Source organism: Paenibacillus sp. FSL P2-0121 (genome assembly GCF_037975345.1).
Taxonomy (GTDB): domain Bacteria; phylum Bacillota; class Bacilli; order Paenibacillales; family Paenibacillaceae; genus Paenibacillus_AQ; species Paenibacillus_AQ odorifer.
Genome location: NZ_CP150245.1, coordinates 4,974,298 through 4,990,924 on the forward strand (window position 1 = coordinate 4,974,298; position 16,627 = coordinate 4,990,924).

General features: G+C 44.4%; 13 protein-coding genes and 1 other annotated feature. Of the genes, 3 read left to right on the forward strand and 10 right to left on the reverse strand.

Translation table 11 applies throughout. From position 1 onward, the window contains the following. Window positions 1–73: 73 nt before the first annotated feature. The gene (locus tag MKY54_RS22160; protein WP_076134505.1) at window positions 74–1,762 is read right to left on the reverse strand and encodes a family 10 glycosylhydrolase; all 1,689 of its coding nucleotides are present in this window, start codon (window positions 1,760–1,762) and stop codon (window positions 74–76) included. A gap of 262 nt (window positions 1,763–2,024) precedes the next feature. Continuing rightward, entirely contained in the window at window positions 2,025–2,450 is a 426-nt protein-coding gene (gene mntR, locus MKY54_RS22165) for a transcriptional regulator MntR (protein WP_036682880.1), read from the reverse strand. Window positions 2,451–2,643: 193 nt separating this feature from the next. Here mntR and splB point away from each other — a divergent pair, with 193 nt between their 5' ends. Continuing rightward, window positions 2,644–3,720 (forward strand): spore photoproduct lyase, encoded by a 1,077-nt coding sequence (gene splB / locus MKY54_RS22170; RefSeq protein ID WP_076184169.1) that lies wholly within the window; start codon window positions 2,644–2,646, stop codon window positions 3,718–3,720. Here splB and MKY54_RS22175 read toward each other — a convergent pair. The 8 genes from MKY54_RS22175 to MKY54_RS22210 form a co-directional block, all read right to left on the reverse strand. Continuing rightward, entirely contained in the window at window positions 3,717–4,430 is a 714-nt protein-coding gene (locus MKY54_RS22175) for a cytochrome c biogenesis protein CcdA (RefSeq protein ID WP_339187953.1), read from the reverse strand. The genes splB and MKY54_RS22175 overlap by 4 nt on opposite strands. A gap of 136 nt (window positions 4,431–4,566) precedes the next feature. Then, complete coding sequence (locus MKY54_RS22180) at window positions 4,567–5,370, reverse strand: metal ABC transporter permease (protein ID WP_339187955.1); 804 nt, start codon at window positions 5,368–5,370, stop codon at window positions 4,567–4,569. A gap of 346 nt (window positions 5,371–5,716) precedes the next feature. After that, window positions 5,717–6,466, reverse strand: coding sequence for a metal ABC transporter ATP-binding protein (locus MKY54_RS22185; RefSeq protein WP_339187957.1), 750 nt, complete (start codon window positions 6,464–6,466; stop codon window positions 5,717–5,719). A gap of 34 nt (window positions 6,467–6,500) precedes the next feature. Continuing rightward, window positions 6,501–7,499, reverse strand: a complete 999-nt coding sequence (locus MKY54_RS22190; protein ID WP_076277679.1) for a zinc ABC transporter substrate-binding protein — start codon at window positions 7,497–7,499, stop codon at window positions 6,501–6,503. Between the two features lie 203 nt (window positions 7,500–7,702). Then, window positions 7,703–9,715: a methionine--tRNA ligase gene (metG, locus tag MKY54_RS22195; protein WP_076310099.1), complete on the reverse strand. Its 2,013-nt coding sequence runs from the start codon at window positions 9,713–9,715 to the stop codon at window positions 7,703–7,705. A 47-nt stretch (window positions 9,716–9,762) separates the two neighbouring features. After that, window positions 9,763–10,023: a binding site (T-box leader), on the reverse strand. A gap of 40 nt (window positions 10,024–10,063) precedes the next feature. Then, the gene (gene yidD, locus MKY54_RS22200; protein ID WP_036682893.1) at window positions 10,064–10,327 is read right to left on the reverse strand and encodes a membrane protein insertion efficiency factor YidD; all 264 of its coding nucleotides are present in this window, start codon (window positions 10,325–10,327) and stop codon (window positions 10,064–10,066) included. A 2-nt stretch (window positions 10,328–10,329) separates the two neighbouring features. Beyond that, window positions 10,330–10,791, reverse strand: coding sequence for a transcriptional repressor (locus tag MKY54_RS22205; RefSeq protein ID WP_036682896.1), 462 nt, complete (start codon window positions 10,789–10,791; stop codon window positions 10,330–10,332). Between the two features lie 219 nt (window positions 10,792–11,010). Beyond that, entirely contained in the window at window positions 11,011–13,245 is a 2,235-nt protein-coding gene (locus MKY54_RS22210) for a copper amine oxidase N-terminal domain-containing protein (protein WP_076306153.1), read from the reverse strand. Between the two features lie 346 nt (window positions 13,246–13,591). On the opposite strand from MKY54_RS22210, the gene MKY54_RS22215 reads away from it, so the two are divergent. Further along, window positions 13,592–15,361: a sensor histidine kinase gene (locus tag MKY54_RS22215; protein WP_339187961.1), complete on the forward strand. Its 1,770-nt coding sequence runs from the start codon at window positions 13,592–13,594 to the stop codon at window positions 15,359–15,361. Between the two features lie 12 nt (window positions 15,362–15,373). Next, complete coding sequence (locus MKY54_RS22220) at window positions 15,374–16,618, forward strand: response regulator (protein ID WP_076184175.1); 1,245 nt, start codon at window positions 15,374–15,376, stop codon at window positions 16,616–16,618. Window positions 16,619–16,627: the final 9 nt, after the last annotated feature.

The following is a 16,627-nucleotide window of genomic DNA, read 5'->3' on the forward strand; positions in this document are numbered from 1 at the left end:
GTTTCCCATAGATTCTATTGCTTATCTATGAGCACGGGGGAGCATTCATGACTCCTTATCTAGAACAGTTATCTTATTTGGACTGAAAATAAAAGGTCAGCAAATTTGATAATCCAAACGGATTGCGGACTACAATGTCATTTGCTCTGAACATAATACTGCCTGCAACCTCTTTATATTTCTCATTATATTTAAGCTGGTTGATGATTTGGTCGCCACTTTGCCATTCTGCTTTCTGGTCACTTGCTCCAACCTTATAAGCAGCTTGCCCAATATAGAGCTTAACATTCGTATTCTCTACCTCTTTAACCCACCAATCTACTAGCTTATCGTAACGGGCAGTGCTAAAGGACAGACTCCAATAAATTTGCGGTGCGACATAGTCAATCCAGCCTTGCTTGATCCATGTCCGAACATCGGCGTACATATCGTCATAAGCGGTAACTCCAGCTGTGGTATCCGAACCTGTGCTGTCTTTTTTGATATTACGCCATACACCAAACGGACTAATTCCATAAGAAACCTTCGGTTTCACCTTATGAATCTGTTCTCCCAATTGACGAACGAATTCATTAATATTATCGCGGCGCCAATCCGCCTTAGAGGACAGGTTCTTCGTGTTATAAGTCTTATAAGCAGTATCATCGGCAAAAGATACACCTGAAGGATAGAAATAATCATCCAAATGGACACCATCTACATCATAGCCTTTGACGACCTCCAACACTGTATCGATAATGTGCTGGCGGGCTGCTGGGATCCCTGGATTGATGTATTTTTTACCTCCTGCGTCTACAATCCATTCCGGATTTGACTTAGCCACATGATTACTTGCTAATGCGGATGTAGAAGCATCCGTTGTCGCGCGGAATGGGTTGAACCATGCATGGAACTGCATACCGCGTGAATGTGCAGCGCTGACCATATAGCTCAACGGGTCATAACCCGGATTTTTTCCTTGTGTGCCGGTCAGCACCTTAGACCAAGGAACTAGAACAGAAGGGTACAGGCTGTCTGCTGAGGTTCTAACCTGTACAAAAACAGCATTAAAACCAACAGCTTTTAGCTTGTCCAGCAGATTATCAAATTCTTGTTTTTGTTTCGCTTCGTTACCTGCAGAAGCTACTGAAGGCCAGTCCAGATTAAATACTGTAGAGATCCAGGCTCCCTTCATCTCCTTGTTAGCCGACGCACCAGGAATACTTGGAACTGTTGGCGAGGTCGGTTTTGGAGTCGCTGTAGGGGCTGGGGTCGGCGTTGGCGTAACGACTGGAGTCGCTGTAGGTACTGCTGGTGTTTCCGGATCAGCAGCCTGCGGCGGCTCTGTATTAGAGTACAAAGAAATATGTTTGGTTGCCTGATCCCAGATAACCTGTAACCCCAATTGCTCACTTACAAAACGAAGCGGCACCATAACCCGTCCCTGCTTAATCTGTACTGAGGTGTCGAGGGCTACAGAAGCATTATTAACTAATGCACTTTTCTGGCCACTGGTCAGCTTGATCTCTGTATCTCCTTGCGTGATTGTTACTGTCTTACTGCTTTGATTCCAAACTACTCCAGCATTCAACCCTTTACTAATGACGCTAATTGGCACCATCGTTACATTCGAAGCTGTGATATACGGCGGCACATCGCTTGCCAGCGCCTCGCCATCCAGTTCAATGGTAATCTGCACAGCTGCCGCACGTGCCCCAGGAGACCATAAAGGCAGAAACAATACTAATACTAGCAATCCCAACATCCATTTACGATAATTCATAATTCCTCCCCAAATCTAAATAATATGTATCCTATAAAAAAAGAAAAAACGGATCAATCCTCCAAGTGGATGTACCGATTCCCCCCTTCAAAAGAGCGGTATCAGTCTCAGCCAGAAAAAGGACTTATCCGTTTTGACGCTAAAAACTGGGAAAGGTTGCACTAAACAAAATAGAAACGGCTATACCATCAAGTAGTTTATGCTCACCAAAGCCTTGCTGGGCATAACTTTAAGGACGGTATCCGTTTCGGGAAAAAACATTTCAAGAATCGCTTGCCAGTTCATTGTGAATAGCATATAAAGTCTGCAGACGTTCTTCATCGCGGCGGAAATATTCCACCAACGTTTCGATACGTGTAATCGAATCCCAACTCAGGTGGTGCTCGATCCCTTCAACATCATTATAGATAAATTCCTGCTGTACTCCGATCAAACCGAGGAATTCTTCCAATAGTTGATGACGATCAACAAGACGTTTCCCTACTTTTTTCCCTTTGTTGGTTAGGACAAGCCCACGATATTTCTCATAGATGAGATATTCGTCCTTATCCAGTTTTTGGATCATCTTGGTCACAGAGGAGGGGTGTACTTCCAGTCCCTCGGCAATATCCGAGACCCGCGCATAACCTTTCTCATCAATGAGCTTATATATGCGCTCCAAATAATCCTCCATGCTGGGTGTTGGCATTAAAATTTACCTCTTTTCTATAATGAACCTGGCGCCGAGCCAAACCTTGCTCTAACAATGATACATGTTTCTAACGCCCCTTGGCAAGTCCTTCAAGAGAACATGGGGAGGAGTTACCCATGATTGCCATGCTTCTAATGAGACTCAGTTAGGCATAATAAACGTACTCATCTTTCAGAAGGAGCGTGAATTCATGACTATAGTGACACCTGAGACCCCTCCCGTAAAGAGAACCAGAAAAGCTACAGCCCTTTTTGTCCCCGAGCTTGTTTTCTTCGAGCCGGATGCTTTAAATTACCCGAAAGGTGAACGAATTATGGAATGGGTGAAGGCTAACAATATTCCCTATCGCATGACTACATCGCATAACCGTATAATGAATTTCCCGGGTGACACAGAGGTCGAGCAATATAAAATTGCCAAAAGAACACTTGTAGTCGGCCTGCGCAAAACCTTAAAGTTTGACCAATCCAAACCCTCCGCAGATTATGCAATTCCAATCGCAACTGGCTGTATGGGCCACTGCCATTATTGTTATTTGCAGACTACTTTAGGGGCAAAGCCTTACATTCGTGTATATGTAAACACCGATGACATCATTGACGCCGCCAAAAAATATATCGAGGAGCGCAGCCCTGAAATCACGACTTTTGAAGCAGCCTGTACCTCAGATCCGTTAGGACTGGAGCATATTACCGGGTCTCTTTCAGAACTCATCACATTCATGGCAGCGGAGCCCCTTGGCCGCCTGCGCTTTGTGACCAAATACCAACATGTTGAACCTCTACTCGATTTGCAGCATAACGGACATACCAGAATTCGTTTTAGCGTGAATGCTGACTATGTGATCAAAAATTTCGAGCCTGCTACCTCGCGGTTTGAAGAGCGAATTGAAGCGGCTGGAAAGGTTGCCCGCGCCGGCTATCCACTGGGCTTCATCATTGCCCCAATTATTTGGTATGACGGCTGGCAGGAAGGCTATGCGGAGCTGCTGGCCAAATTAGCCAAGACCCTTCCGCCAGAAATCGGAAAAGGTCTAACCTTTGAAATGATTCAGCACCGATTCACCAAAACAGCCAAGACTGTAATTGAGAAACGTTACCCGAAATCTAAACTAGAAATGGACATGGAGAAACGCAAAAAGAAATGGGGCCGCTGGGGACAGAACAAATATGTCTATCCGGATGAACAACAAACCGCCCTGCGAGAATTTATCACAGAGCGGATTTTTGAGCATTTTCCGGAAGCAGGTATTGATTACTTCACCTAAAAAATCAGCCAATCCGGCGTTATTCCTTGTAGCCACACTGTGATCCGGAACATTTGATCCGTGAACAGCAAAACACCCATAAATACCATAAGTATGCCGCCAATTTTCATCAGCAGATTCGAATACTTGAGGATACGCTTCACTCCGCCTAAGAAAAAGGCTAAGAGAAAAAATGGCAGAGCAAATCCGATGCTATACGCGGTAATCAATGTAAACCAAGTGCCCGGGTCACTTGCCGAAAGAGCAATAATTGCCGTCAAAATCGGTCCGATACAGGGTGACCAACCCGCAGAAAAACCAATCCCGAAAATAAAGGAGCCCACATAACCCGCCGGTTTCCATTTTAAATCAAGCTTACGTTCGCGAAGTAAAAACTGCGGCTGAAAAATCCCAAGCAAAAACAAACCCATTACAATAATTAGAATCGCCGACAATTGCCGGATCAGATCACGCTGGCCATTAAAGAATTGCCCGAATAACCCAGCCCCAAAACCAAGTGTGTAAAAAACTGCAGAAAAACCTAATATAAATGCCAATGTATGAGTCAGGGTGCGTACACGAACCTCTTTAGAGTTGCTGCCTGATTTTAATTGTTGAACGGATAACCCGGTAATGTACGATAAATAAGAGGGGTACAGCGGTAAACAGCATGGCGATATAAACGATGCCACCCCTGCGGCTAAAGCAATTCCTGCATTGATATTAGACAAAATAGCGGCTCTCCTTCCGGCATTCGAGTCACTTCATGGAGCTGCTTATGGCTCCTTTTTTTCGCTTATCGTCCTTACAAGGACACCGAAGGCGTTTATGCTTGCCTAATGCGATACCGATTACTTAATTCGCTGTTTATGCTGGCAAACCCTTTTTACCGATCAAGGTTAATATCAATAATGATATGAGCAAAAGCACAATAGTTGCACCGGGAGCCAAATTCCAGACTCCAGCTACCACTAGTCCGCCTACAACGGCAATCTCCGAAATAATAACCGCCAGGATGACCGAGGATTTAAAGCTACGGGATAGCAATAAGCTGATTGCAACCGGAATAGTCAACAAAGCAGATACCAACAGGGAGCCTACGATCTTGATGGCTGTGCTAATCACAAGTGCTGTCAGAATGGTGATCAGCATGTTAAGCAGTTTCACCGGAAGCCCGCTTACACTTGCTGCATCCTCTTCAAAGCTAAGTAAAAAGAACTCTTTAAAGAACATCGAAACTAACACTACAACAGCTATAGTCACTATGCCTACCACGATCAAATCGGTATTATCGAGCGTATAAATGCTGCCGAAAAAATAACTCATTACGTCCGCATTATACCCTTTTCCTAAGGTGAAAAAGAGTGAAGCCAACGCCACTCCGCCCGACATTATAATGGCAATCGACAGCTCCGCATAACTCTTATAAGCCTTGCGAAGCTTTTCAATCGCGAAGGACGCTACCACTGCAAAGATAAGGCCTGCGCCCAGCGGATAAAATCCTGTTAGAAAACCGAGTGCCACCCCCGCTATAGTAACATGAGCCAGCGTATCACCAATCATAGATAATCGTCTAAGCACAAGAAAAACGCCTATAAGCGGCGCTGTTATACCAATCAGCAGTCCGCCCGCAAGCGCCCGCTGAAAAAAATCGCTAAATAGTATTTCCAACTTAAACTCTCCTTCATACAAAACTCAAACCATTTTAAAGCCTTTTTCAAACCTTTTTCAAACCTTTTTCGATCCCTCCCAAACCCTCCCTTCCAAGGGAGGGCCCCAAGGGCTCTGCCCTCTGGACACCCGTTAAGTGCAACTAGCGTAGGAGTTAGTGTTACTGAACATAGTTAGGTCGGGGAAAGATCGCTTTCGTCCCTAAAGGGACACGCTTGCAGACTGGGCGGTGCTTAGATAAGAGAAAGATTAAGATCAACTAGAATTGAGTCCCCGACTTCCACACTCACACACTATGTATAGCTCTAATCGCAGAGAAAGCTGCGATTCAGAGTTTAATTATGACTTAAGAGAGCGTGTGCTGCAGATTCTCTTCTGTGCAATTCTGGAGATCATGTGAGTGGCGGGAGTAAAAGTTGATTTTACCATTCGTCTGCACGGGCTCATGACCTAAATAATTTTTGATCATGTCGATATCATGCGACACCATCAGGAAGGTCATATGATGATGAGCATGCATATGGGTAATTAATTCAAAGAATCCCGCTTGCGATTCGGCATCAATACCCACCGTAGGTTCGTCCAAAATCAGCAGGTCAGGATGGTTAATCAGCGCCCGAGCCAGAAAAACACGCTGCTGCTGACCGCCTGACAGCTGGCCTACTCTTTTCTCCGCGATATCTTGTATCCGCATGACTTCAAGTGCATCCTCACATTGACGATGCTGAGCCTTAGATACTCTGCGGATCAGATTCTTGTTATTATATAGACCTGACAGAACTACTTCACGCACCGTTGCTGGAAACAATGGGTTGAAGGCATTCTTTTGCGGAACATACCCGATACGTTTCCAGTCTTTAAACTTGCGGACAGACGTTCCGAATAATTTAATTTCACCACTGCTCGCTGGAAGCAAGCCGACGATCATTTTCATCAATGTTGTTTTACCAGCACCATTAGAACCAATGATACCAAGGAAATCTCGTTCTCTTACACTATAGTTAAGATTCGATATCACCTTCTGTTCCCCATATGAAAAAGAAAGATCCTGTATATCGATGATATGCTGATGGCAGTCCAAGGATACCGATTGCATGCTTAAGTACCGCCTTTCCCTTATACTTTCCTTATTATTGTAAGGCCATAATCAGATTTTGCAAATTTTTCTCCATCAGAGTGAAGTAATTGTCGCCGTTCTTCTCTTGCTCCGCAGTAAGTCCCTCTACCGGATTAAGCACCATAGTGGAAACGCCCGCTTCGGCGGCCAGAGTCTTAGCCAGTTTATCGGAGACAAGCTCTTCAAAAAAGATATACTTAATCCCTTCATCTTTTACCATTTTCGCAAGCTTCACTAAATCCTGTCCGCGCGGCTCAGCGTCTGGCGAAAGTCCCATAATCGCATGCTGATCCAATCCATAATCACGGGCAAGGTAAGAAAAAGCCTGATGTGATACTACGATCTTATGGTTGGGCAGCTTAGCAAGCTCCTCTTTGAATTTACTGTCTAACGCCTGCAAACGTTCCGCAAGCTTATTGTAACGCTCTTCATAACCTTCTTTATGCTCAGGATCCACGGACTGAAGGCTTTCTTTAATATTCTGAGCCATGACAATGGCTGATTTTGGACTTACCCAAGTATGCGGGTCTGTATGCAGGCTGTCTCCTGAGGCATTACTGTTATGATCCGTGTCCTCATTTTGATGAGACTCTTCCTCACTTGCCCCATGATCATGCCCGTCATCTTCATCGGTCATGATATAATCAATACCTTGACTTACTTCAACCGCCTTAACTTTACTGCTGCTATCAAGGCCTTTTAAAAAGTTAGGAACCCAGCCTTCTAAGCCTGCACCGTTATATAGAAATAGCTGTGCCTTAGAAGTGTTGATAATATCTTGACTGCGCGGTGTCCAATCATGTGGCTCCACACCCACTGGAAGCAGGTTAATAGCATTGATATCTTCCCCGCCAATCTCCTTAGCAAACTCGTAAATAGGATAAAAGGTTGTAACTACATTTACTTTCCCTTCAACTATACTTCCACTGCTCTTAGGTCCGCATGCACTTAGTGTAAATACAAGTACCAGTGCAAGGACGAGCAAACTTATACGTGATTTCATTGCCGCCATTATATTGATCTACCCCTCAAATCGTAAATTTTACTATTAGTAGTATAATAGTAATCGTTACGATAAGTCAACAAAGAAACCTCACTCAGAAGAAAGACGGTATCGTCCTTTATAAAAAAGAAATGCTCCCGCAACCAACCCGGCTGAAGGAGCATTCCCTTGTTCAAGCAACCTCATTAAAAAATTTCTACAACAGTATTGTCTTATTTCACTACTGCTCCGTTTGGCATACTGTCCGGCACGGTAGCGATCGTTAGCTGGTCATCTTTAGAAGCCGCCAAAATCATCCCTTGGGACAACTCCCCACGCAGCTTCACCGGTTTAAGGTTTACGATACAAATCACTTTACGTCCCACCAGCTCTTCCGGTGTATAGAATTTCGCGATACCAGAAACCACTTGACGTTGTTCATAACCCAGATCCAGTTGCAGCTTCAGCAGCTTGTCAGCTTTTTTCACTGGCTCTGCAGCAATAACCTGAGCTACCCGCAGCTCTGCTTTAGCGAAATCGTCAATGCCGATTTCCTCTTTATGCTCTTCCACTGGCTCGGAGTCCGCAGCAGCAGGAGCAGCCGCTTCCGCCACTTCAGCCGCAGCTTTACCAGCGCCCATAGCCTCGGCAATATAAGCTACCTCTTGCTCCACATCTAGACGTGGGAAGATTGGATTGCCTTTCACCAGCTTTGTTCCTGCCGGAATCAGGCCAAAGGTCTTACCGCTATCCCAAGTCGTTAACTCACCAGGCTCAATACCCAGCTGTTCCCAGATCTTTGCTGGTGTTTGTGTCAAGAACGGCTGCAGCAGGATTGAAGCGGTACGCAGACCTTCCACCAGATGTCTCATCACAGAAGCCAGCTCGGCGGTTCTATTTTCATCTTTGGCAAGCACCCAAGGTTGTGTCTCATCGATATATTTGTTGGTGCGGCTAATGAATATTCCGATAGCTGTCAGCGCCACGGAGAACTCCATTTTTTCCATAGCTTCTTCTACTTTGGCATAAGTATTCTCAGCCGCAGCTTGAAGCTCACCATCAAATGCTGTTACATTTCCTTCATATGCCGGAATCTCGCCTGCAAAATACTTTTCAACCATAGCCCCTGTACGGTTCAACAGGTTACCAAGGTCGTTGGCAAGATCATAGTTAACCCGGTCTACAAAGCTTTCCGGTGTGAACGTGCCATCCGAACCAAACGGTACTTCGCGCAGCAGGTAGTAACGTAATGCATCCAAGCCATAACGATCAATCAGTGTCACAGGATCAACTACGTTACCTTTAGATTTCGACATTTTTCCATCTTTCATGAGCAACCAGCCATGGGCAAATACCTTTTTCGGAAGGGGTTCCCCAAGCGCCATCAGAATGATCGGCCAGTAAATCGTATGGAAACGAACGATTTCTTTACCAACGATGTGTACATCCGCAGGCCAGAACTTGTCATACAAGGTGCGATCCTCGGAACCATAACCCAGCGCAGTAATATAGTTAGTCAAAGCATCAATCCACACGTACACGACATGCTTCTCGTCGCCCTTAACTTTTACGCCCCAATCAAAGGTTGTACGGGAAACTGCAAGGTCTTCCAGTCCGGGTTTGATGAAATTGTTAATCATTTCGTTCTTACGGGATTCCGGCAAAATAAACTCTGGATTCTCCTCGTAAAATTGCAGCAAACGATCCGCATATTTACTCATCCGGAAGAAATAACTTGCTTCCTTCACCAGCTCAACCGGGTGGCCGCTATCTGGGCTTTTTGCACCAGTAATCACACCGTTGTCATCACGCACTATATCAACTAATTGCGTTTCTGTGTAAAAGGTTTCATCTGGGATACTATACCAGCCTTCATATTCACCTTTATAGATGTCTCCTTGCTGCAGCAACCGATCAAAAATATCCTGTACCACTTTTTTATGACGCTCTTCCGTAGTACGGATGAAGTCATCGTTCGAAATGTCCAGCTTACGCCATAGCTCCTTAATACCAACAACAATGTCGTCTACGAACTGCTGAGGGGTCTTTCCTGCTTCCTCTGCCTTCCGCTCGATCTTTTGTCCATGTTCGTCTGTACCGGTTAGATAACGCACTTCGTAGCCGCGCAGACGTTTGTAACGGGCCATTGCGTCTCCTGCCACGGTTGAATAAGCATGTCCGATATGTAGCTTGTCACTTGGATAATAAATTGGTGTCGTTAGGTAAAACGTTTTTTTCTCACTCATTCAGTAATCATCCTTTCTTATTAAAAAACAAAAAACTCCCGCCCCCATAATGGGGCGAGAGTATAACTCACGCGATACCACCCAAATTTCCTGTCTCTTCACAGAGCGCAGGCTTCGCCAGTTCCCTCGCGGGAACTGTCCATTAACGCTGGATCACGCTGTTATCTTACGTGAACCACAATTGCAGTTCCCGCTCGAACACAGTTCCTCCCGGACCATATTCAATCTAACGCTCCATACCGGATTTCAGCATATTCCGGCTCTCTGTAATGGACGTAACGATTTACTTATCCGTTCTTCGGAATTCATACTATTACTTGTGAATATACCCAATGGTAAGGCCCCATGTCAAGTCGCAGGGGCAGAATCCTTCTCAGCAGATTCATCTTGAAGAGGCGGCACAGGATCAAGTCCTCCAGGATGAAAGGGATGACATCTGGCAATCCGCTTAGCTGCAAGCCATGAGCCTTTCAATGGACCATGGACTTCAATGGCTTCCAGGGCATAGGCAGAGCAGGTTGGATAGAAGCGGCATGTTGCAGGTTTAATAGGGGAAATGTACCTGCGATACACCCGAATAGGCGCCTGAATCGTTCTGCGTAGGGTCACCATTTCTAAAGTCCCTTTTGTTTATCTGATGCTGCAACTAATTCTTCTTCCCGGTTCTCTTCACATTCTTTGCAATAACCGAACACCTCAAATTTATGCTTGACTACCCGGAATTGATCGGGTGTATCCGTTAAATTCATCGGGCAGAAATTAATCGGGTAGGTCTTTTGGCATTGAAGGCAGATCATATGATGGTGATGATCCTGATGATTGCAGCTTCCCTTGAACTTCACTCCGTCTTCAAAGACAATCTGTTCAAGCACACCAAGCTCTTCCATTACACGAAGATTGCGGTACACCGTATCAAAGCTAAGTCCGCTATACTTACGGCCCATATGCTCATATACATCCTTCGCTGACAAATATCCCTTATTCTCGCCGAATAACTGGGCAAGCGTTTTGCGTTGGTCGGTGATTCGCAGTCCTTGCCCCGACATGACTTCTAATATTTGTTCTGTCGACAGCATACGCTCATCTCCCATAAGATCAGTTCATTTATATTTCACTCTCTTAATAATGCCCCAAAATAAATGCCCCGTCAATGAAGCACCATGATGCGCCCCTACGCAACCTCTGAATTATTATATTTAAACAAAAGCCCGGCTGCGTATTCCTTTACGGAATATTCAGCCGGGCCTTTATTGTAGATAATTCCCCAATAGAGCTTATAGGGATATTCCTATTTGTTATTTCTTTGCTGGAAGTGGAGTGATGAGGAAATTGACCGGCAAGTTACTGCCTGAAGCTGCTGTGAACAAAATCTCCACAGAACCTCCATACTCACCACTACGATAAACCACACTGTTCATGTCAGCGTTCGAGAGACTTCCCACGCTTGGCATATGCACGATTTGGTTATTAACCATAACCGGCCCCATATAGTTACCGCCACGTGGATTAAACGTAATCAATGAGTTTGGTGCAACATTTTCGAATCTGATCTTGTATAATACCCCGAAATTACCGGCATTGGATGCTTCCGTACCTGCCATTGGGTCTACGCCAGCCAGGTTCTTATCACTGTAATTATCGCCTAGCAGAAGTTTTGCAGGAGTTTTTCCTACCTCATCGGTAACCGTGATAATACGAGTAGAATCTTCGTAAGTTCCCCGATTATGCACTCCGTCTCGATCCAGAACTGGAAGTGTTGGAAGTGTAGTCAGTGGATCTTTATTCGCATCAATCAACATGACATTATAATCGATTGGATAATCACTAAATAAGTCCGCTTGAAGTGAAACAATTTCACTTGGTTTCATAGCAATTTGGTTTAGATCGGTCAGAATTGAGACACTTTCCCCTGGTTGCAGAACAATCGTTTTATAATGCTCATTTGTAAGCATAGATTTCCAATAACGTTCTACAGACATTTTACCAGTACCTTCAGGATATGTGCTTGGGCCTGCAAAGCCCACATATTCGGTTGTAAGCGTCGTTGGGTACAAATTGTTATTCGTAGCAATCACATACACTTTAGCTTTAATATTCAGGTTATTCTTGTGGTGAATCAAGAAGCGGGTTTTACCCAAAGAAGTCTCACGGTAAGTAACACCTTCTGTATACACCGTTTCTGGGCTGTTGCTGCGAATTAGTTTATAAGGCTCGGAAGAAAGATTATAAGCTACTTGCTGCCAAGTAGGAACCATCGATCCATCGATGCTAAACACACTGCCCGGAGATGCAAATAATCTGTTGAAATCTTCTTTACTGTACAAGATTTCATCCGAAATATTAACGGTTTTCTCAAACGTGCTGATCGCGCCATGTGAATCTTTTACTTGGACAGCAATTGTCGCTGGACCCGGAGTAAAGAAAGCCTCGGCCTTGTTCGTCCAAGTTACGGTAATTTCATCACCATCAGGATCGCTACTTAGATCGGTATAAGTAATCATTTCACCCATCTTGTATGAATCCTTGTCTGTAGTGAAATTAGCAACTGGAGGTGTATTAGGTTTAAGCACTGTGATGGTCATGGTGTAAGGATCACTCCACTGTTGATTCGCATCCATTACGGAATAGGTTACTACATAATATCCTGGTTGATCATAGATATCCTGCTTGTTACCTCCCCAGCTTTCATCCACAATAGCTACACCATTTGGTGACGAGCTGGAGGTTACGAAGGTCACTGGTTCACCGGCGTAAATTTCAGTTGGCACTGTGAAGGAAGCTTTAGGTTTGTTGTTTAATGTAAGGATTACTCGTTTTTGCACATTATCAACGGTATATGGAATGCCCAGTGCTCCAGTTATGGATGTCAATGGAACCATGAAAGTCCCCTTGTATTGGTAAGCTGGACCTTTCATCGTCTTCTTCTCACCATTAACTGTATAGACCTTGCTGTCGGTCTTAAAGCGCATAACGTCGCTTCCCTTGGTAACAATGGTTTCTTTCGTTTTATAATCATAAACGTATTTCACGCCTACACGTTCTACCATAGCCCGGATCGAAACGTAGGATACGCCGTTTTTCACTGCCATAGGCTGATTAGCTAAATATTCCTGGCCGTTCTGATACATTTTGTTGCTGTTCATCATAAGAATAAGCTGACTGTTAGCCGCAGCACGAGCACCATCTGTTGTTGTAGGTTCTGTAGTAACTCCAGGTGTTGCAGTCGGAAGCGGTGTTGCAGTAGGTGCAATTGTTGCTGTAGGTTCAACAGTAGCCGTAGGATCAACTGTCTCTGCAGGAATTGGAGTAGGTGTTGGTGTCGGTGACACTACTCCTCCTGGCGTCTCCGTCGGCAATGGCGGCAATGGATCAGTAGATTCTGGCATTACCTCCGGCGCAGCTGAAACAACTGTCCCAACTACAGTAGTATTACTTGGGGTATTATTGACAGCTTCAGCAAAAGCCGGCACTGCCGCGGCGGCCTGAGATACGGCCAAAACAGCAACTAACGTTAACTTTTTCAAATCCATGATATAACTCCTCTGCTCCTATTTGTAAATATAAGTAGGTCTCTGTCTTTTTCATACTCCTCTTATATTCCCCGCAAAATGCTGCCACCCACGGTAGGGCGGCAAAAAGCTTTTGCCACGATCGTCATAACAAACATAGTATTAGACGCATGCCACCATAAAAAGTTTCATTATTAAGTAAAGAAAGATTAACGCTGTATTAAATATTGTTGGACAACCACGCTGTTTCCCCTGAAAAAAATGAGATTTTTTCTATAAATATGTTTATTTTTCGTCTGACTATATTCGCTTTCATTTGCTTTTGTTACAATGTATGGAAGAATATCTTTTACATGCGAGGGATAACATGTCCAAAAAAATCTCCATCCTCGTTCAATTAATCATGGGCTTCTCTCTAATCATCTTCACCATCGTAGGATTCACCATTTTTTTGTCCTACCGCTCTTCCTCTCAAGCTGTTCTAAACCGCTCCAATCAATATATCCTGGAATCCGTCAAGCAACTTCAAGGTAAAATGGATGCAATTCTTCAGGATAACGATAAGCTTTCTTCTACGATCATGTTCAGTCCCTTGATTCAAGAAACCTTGGGAGACTTAGCGTTGTCACGTTCACCTCGTACAGACGCCATGGAAATTACTCGTTACATAGATCAACAGACACGTTCCATAAACTCTGACATCCAGTTCAAGCTGCTCGGTCTGTCCGATGATCAGGTGTATACCAACAGCAGTTCCTTAAAGGTCATCTGGGACAGCGAAAAGGAAATCCGCGATGCTTATTGGTTTCCGGCTATAGCACAGAATAAAGGCCGAATGGTCTGGTTCGGTGTAGATGTATGGCAGAACGGTAATATCCCTGTGGTGATGGGAGCCAGACAAATTAATGATTGGAATGATCTAAACCGGTTAGGAACCCTGTTTCTTGTCCTCCCTGTCGAGGTTATCCATAACGCTGTCAGCCAATTTCACCTCGGCAAAAACGAGAAAATCCAAGTTGTTGATTCATTTAATACCATTGTCTATTCCACAGATCCAAAAGAAATTGGACTCTATATGAACGACGGGCTTCTAAAACAATTCAGCAATCATAAAGCCAGAATCGTTCCACAAAAAATAAACTCACGCAATCTGTTCGTATCCTATGCCTATTCCGACTATAGCGAGTGGAGCATTTTTGCTTACATTGATTCTAAAGACGCTGTTAAAGATTTAAATACGATTCGCCGGAATATTATTTTAATTGGCCTGCTGGGGATGGGTGCTGCCCTACTATTCACTTTCTTTTTCTCTTGGACCCTATCCAAGCCCCTTCGTAATCTGGCAACCAAGCTGAGCAATGTCGAACGGGGAACTACTTTACCTTTTGTAAAAACAACCATGAACAAAGAAATGGCTATCCTTTATTCAAGCTATAATTCGATGCTCCAAAACCTGGATCATACTATAGCTGACCTATCCAGCAAACAAATTAGTGAAAAGCAAGCTCAGATCGTAGCACTCAAAGCGCAATTCCGCCCGCATTTTCTTTATAACACTTTGAATACAATCTATTGGTCGCTCGCCAACAAGCGCATGCAGGAAGAGTCCCAAATGGTACTCGCTCTAAGTGATCTGCTCCGCTATAGTATTGACCGCGGATCCGAATTCGTTACAGTTGAGGAGGATTTAAAGCAATTAGAACGATTCATTTTTCTCCAGAAGCTGCGCTACGAGGACAAATTGCAGATTGATCTTTTTGTAAATCCTGAGGTTATGAATGGCCAGCTTATGAAATTAACCCTTCAGCCACTTGTCGAAAATGCCATTACTCATGGACTTGAACCCACACTTCGGGAAGTATGGCTAATTCGCATACGCGCCTATAGTGAAGGAACATCTCTGGTGTTAACTGTAGAAGACAACGGGGACGGCATGAGCGAGGAAAGTATGGCAGACGCATTAGTCGGCGGTGAGGTTAATCCGGAGAAGCTGCTTCATACCGGAATTGGACTATCTAATCTAAATCATCGCATAGAGCTAATCTACGGACAGGAATTTGGTCTACAGCTATCAACAAGCGAGCTTGGTGGCTTATTTGTGAAGGTCACTGTTCCATTACAGTATGATCAAAGTTAAGGGGGCACAACGATGAATGTGTTAATCGTGGACGACGAAAGTTTTGTTCGCCGTTCTCTGTCAGAAATGCTGGGAAGTGCGAATCACAATTTTAGCATTATTGGCTCGGCAGAGAACGGTTTGGAGGCTGTGCAATTGTTAAAAGAGCATATGGTTGATCTGGTGATATCCGATATCCGAATGCCCGGCATGGATGGGCTGGAACTCGCAAAGCATATCCATGAATGTTATCCAGACACTGAAACCGTGCTGCTCACAGGTTATCAGGACTTCACCTATGCCAGTCAAGCCATCCGTTATGGTGTAAAGGAATATTTGGTTAAACCAAATTCAGTAGAACATATTCTTGAAGTCGCAACAGGCGTATATGAACGTCTTCAATTGAAGAAACAGCAGAGGCAATTAACGCAGCTAAGAGAAAAAAACCTTCGGGAGAAACGCTTATCTGATCTTCTTTACGGCATCCCGTTGCCCTATTTTGAAGAACAACTTATTCCTCCTTTTCATTCCTTTGTAGTCGTAACCGTAAACCATCTTGGAGTGGGCATGCCTCAGAACTGGTCGGAACAAGCCATGTATGCAGCAGTTATAAATATATTAGAAGAATGTTTTGCGCTGTACGCCAACGTTGTTGGCATTCAAGAGGAGCAGGAAGCCATCATGCTATTATTCTATCCTCTTGAGCAGCCTAACGGCGTTGATGAGGTATTGACACAAGAGCTGCTGCATAAGCTATCAGGCATTCTGAAATCGCCATTTTGTGCAGGGGTCTCCAACCCTCACTATCAATTGGGGGCGCTCGCAACCGCCTATCATGAGAGTCTGGAAGCTTGTCAGCAGGTCAAAAAAGAGAGTACGCCATCCGTTATCTTTTTCAGAGACCTCTCCATGCATTCGGCTTCTCCACAGCTCACTGAACAACTACAAGTAAAGGCAACGCGCAGGGTAATCTCTATGATGATTGAGGTTATGAATTCCCGGCTCCAAGAAAATCTCTCCCTCAAGATGATCGCAGACGAACTGTATATGAATCCTACCTATCTCGGCCGATTGTTTAAAGATGATGTAGGGGAGCCTTTCTCTAGCTTTCTTACCAAACTTCGTATTCAAAAAGCTACTGAATTATTAGAGAATGTTACTCTCAAGGTATATGAGGTTAGCGAATTAGTAGGCTTTAAGGATCCTGCATATTTCAGTCTCATTTTCAAGAAATATATGGGGATGACTCCTCAGGAATTTCAGAAGCACAACAAATAAAGCAGAGGT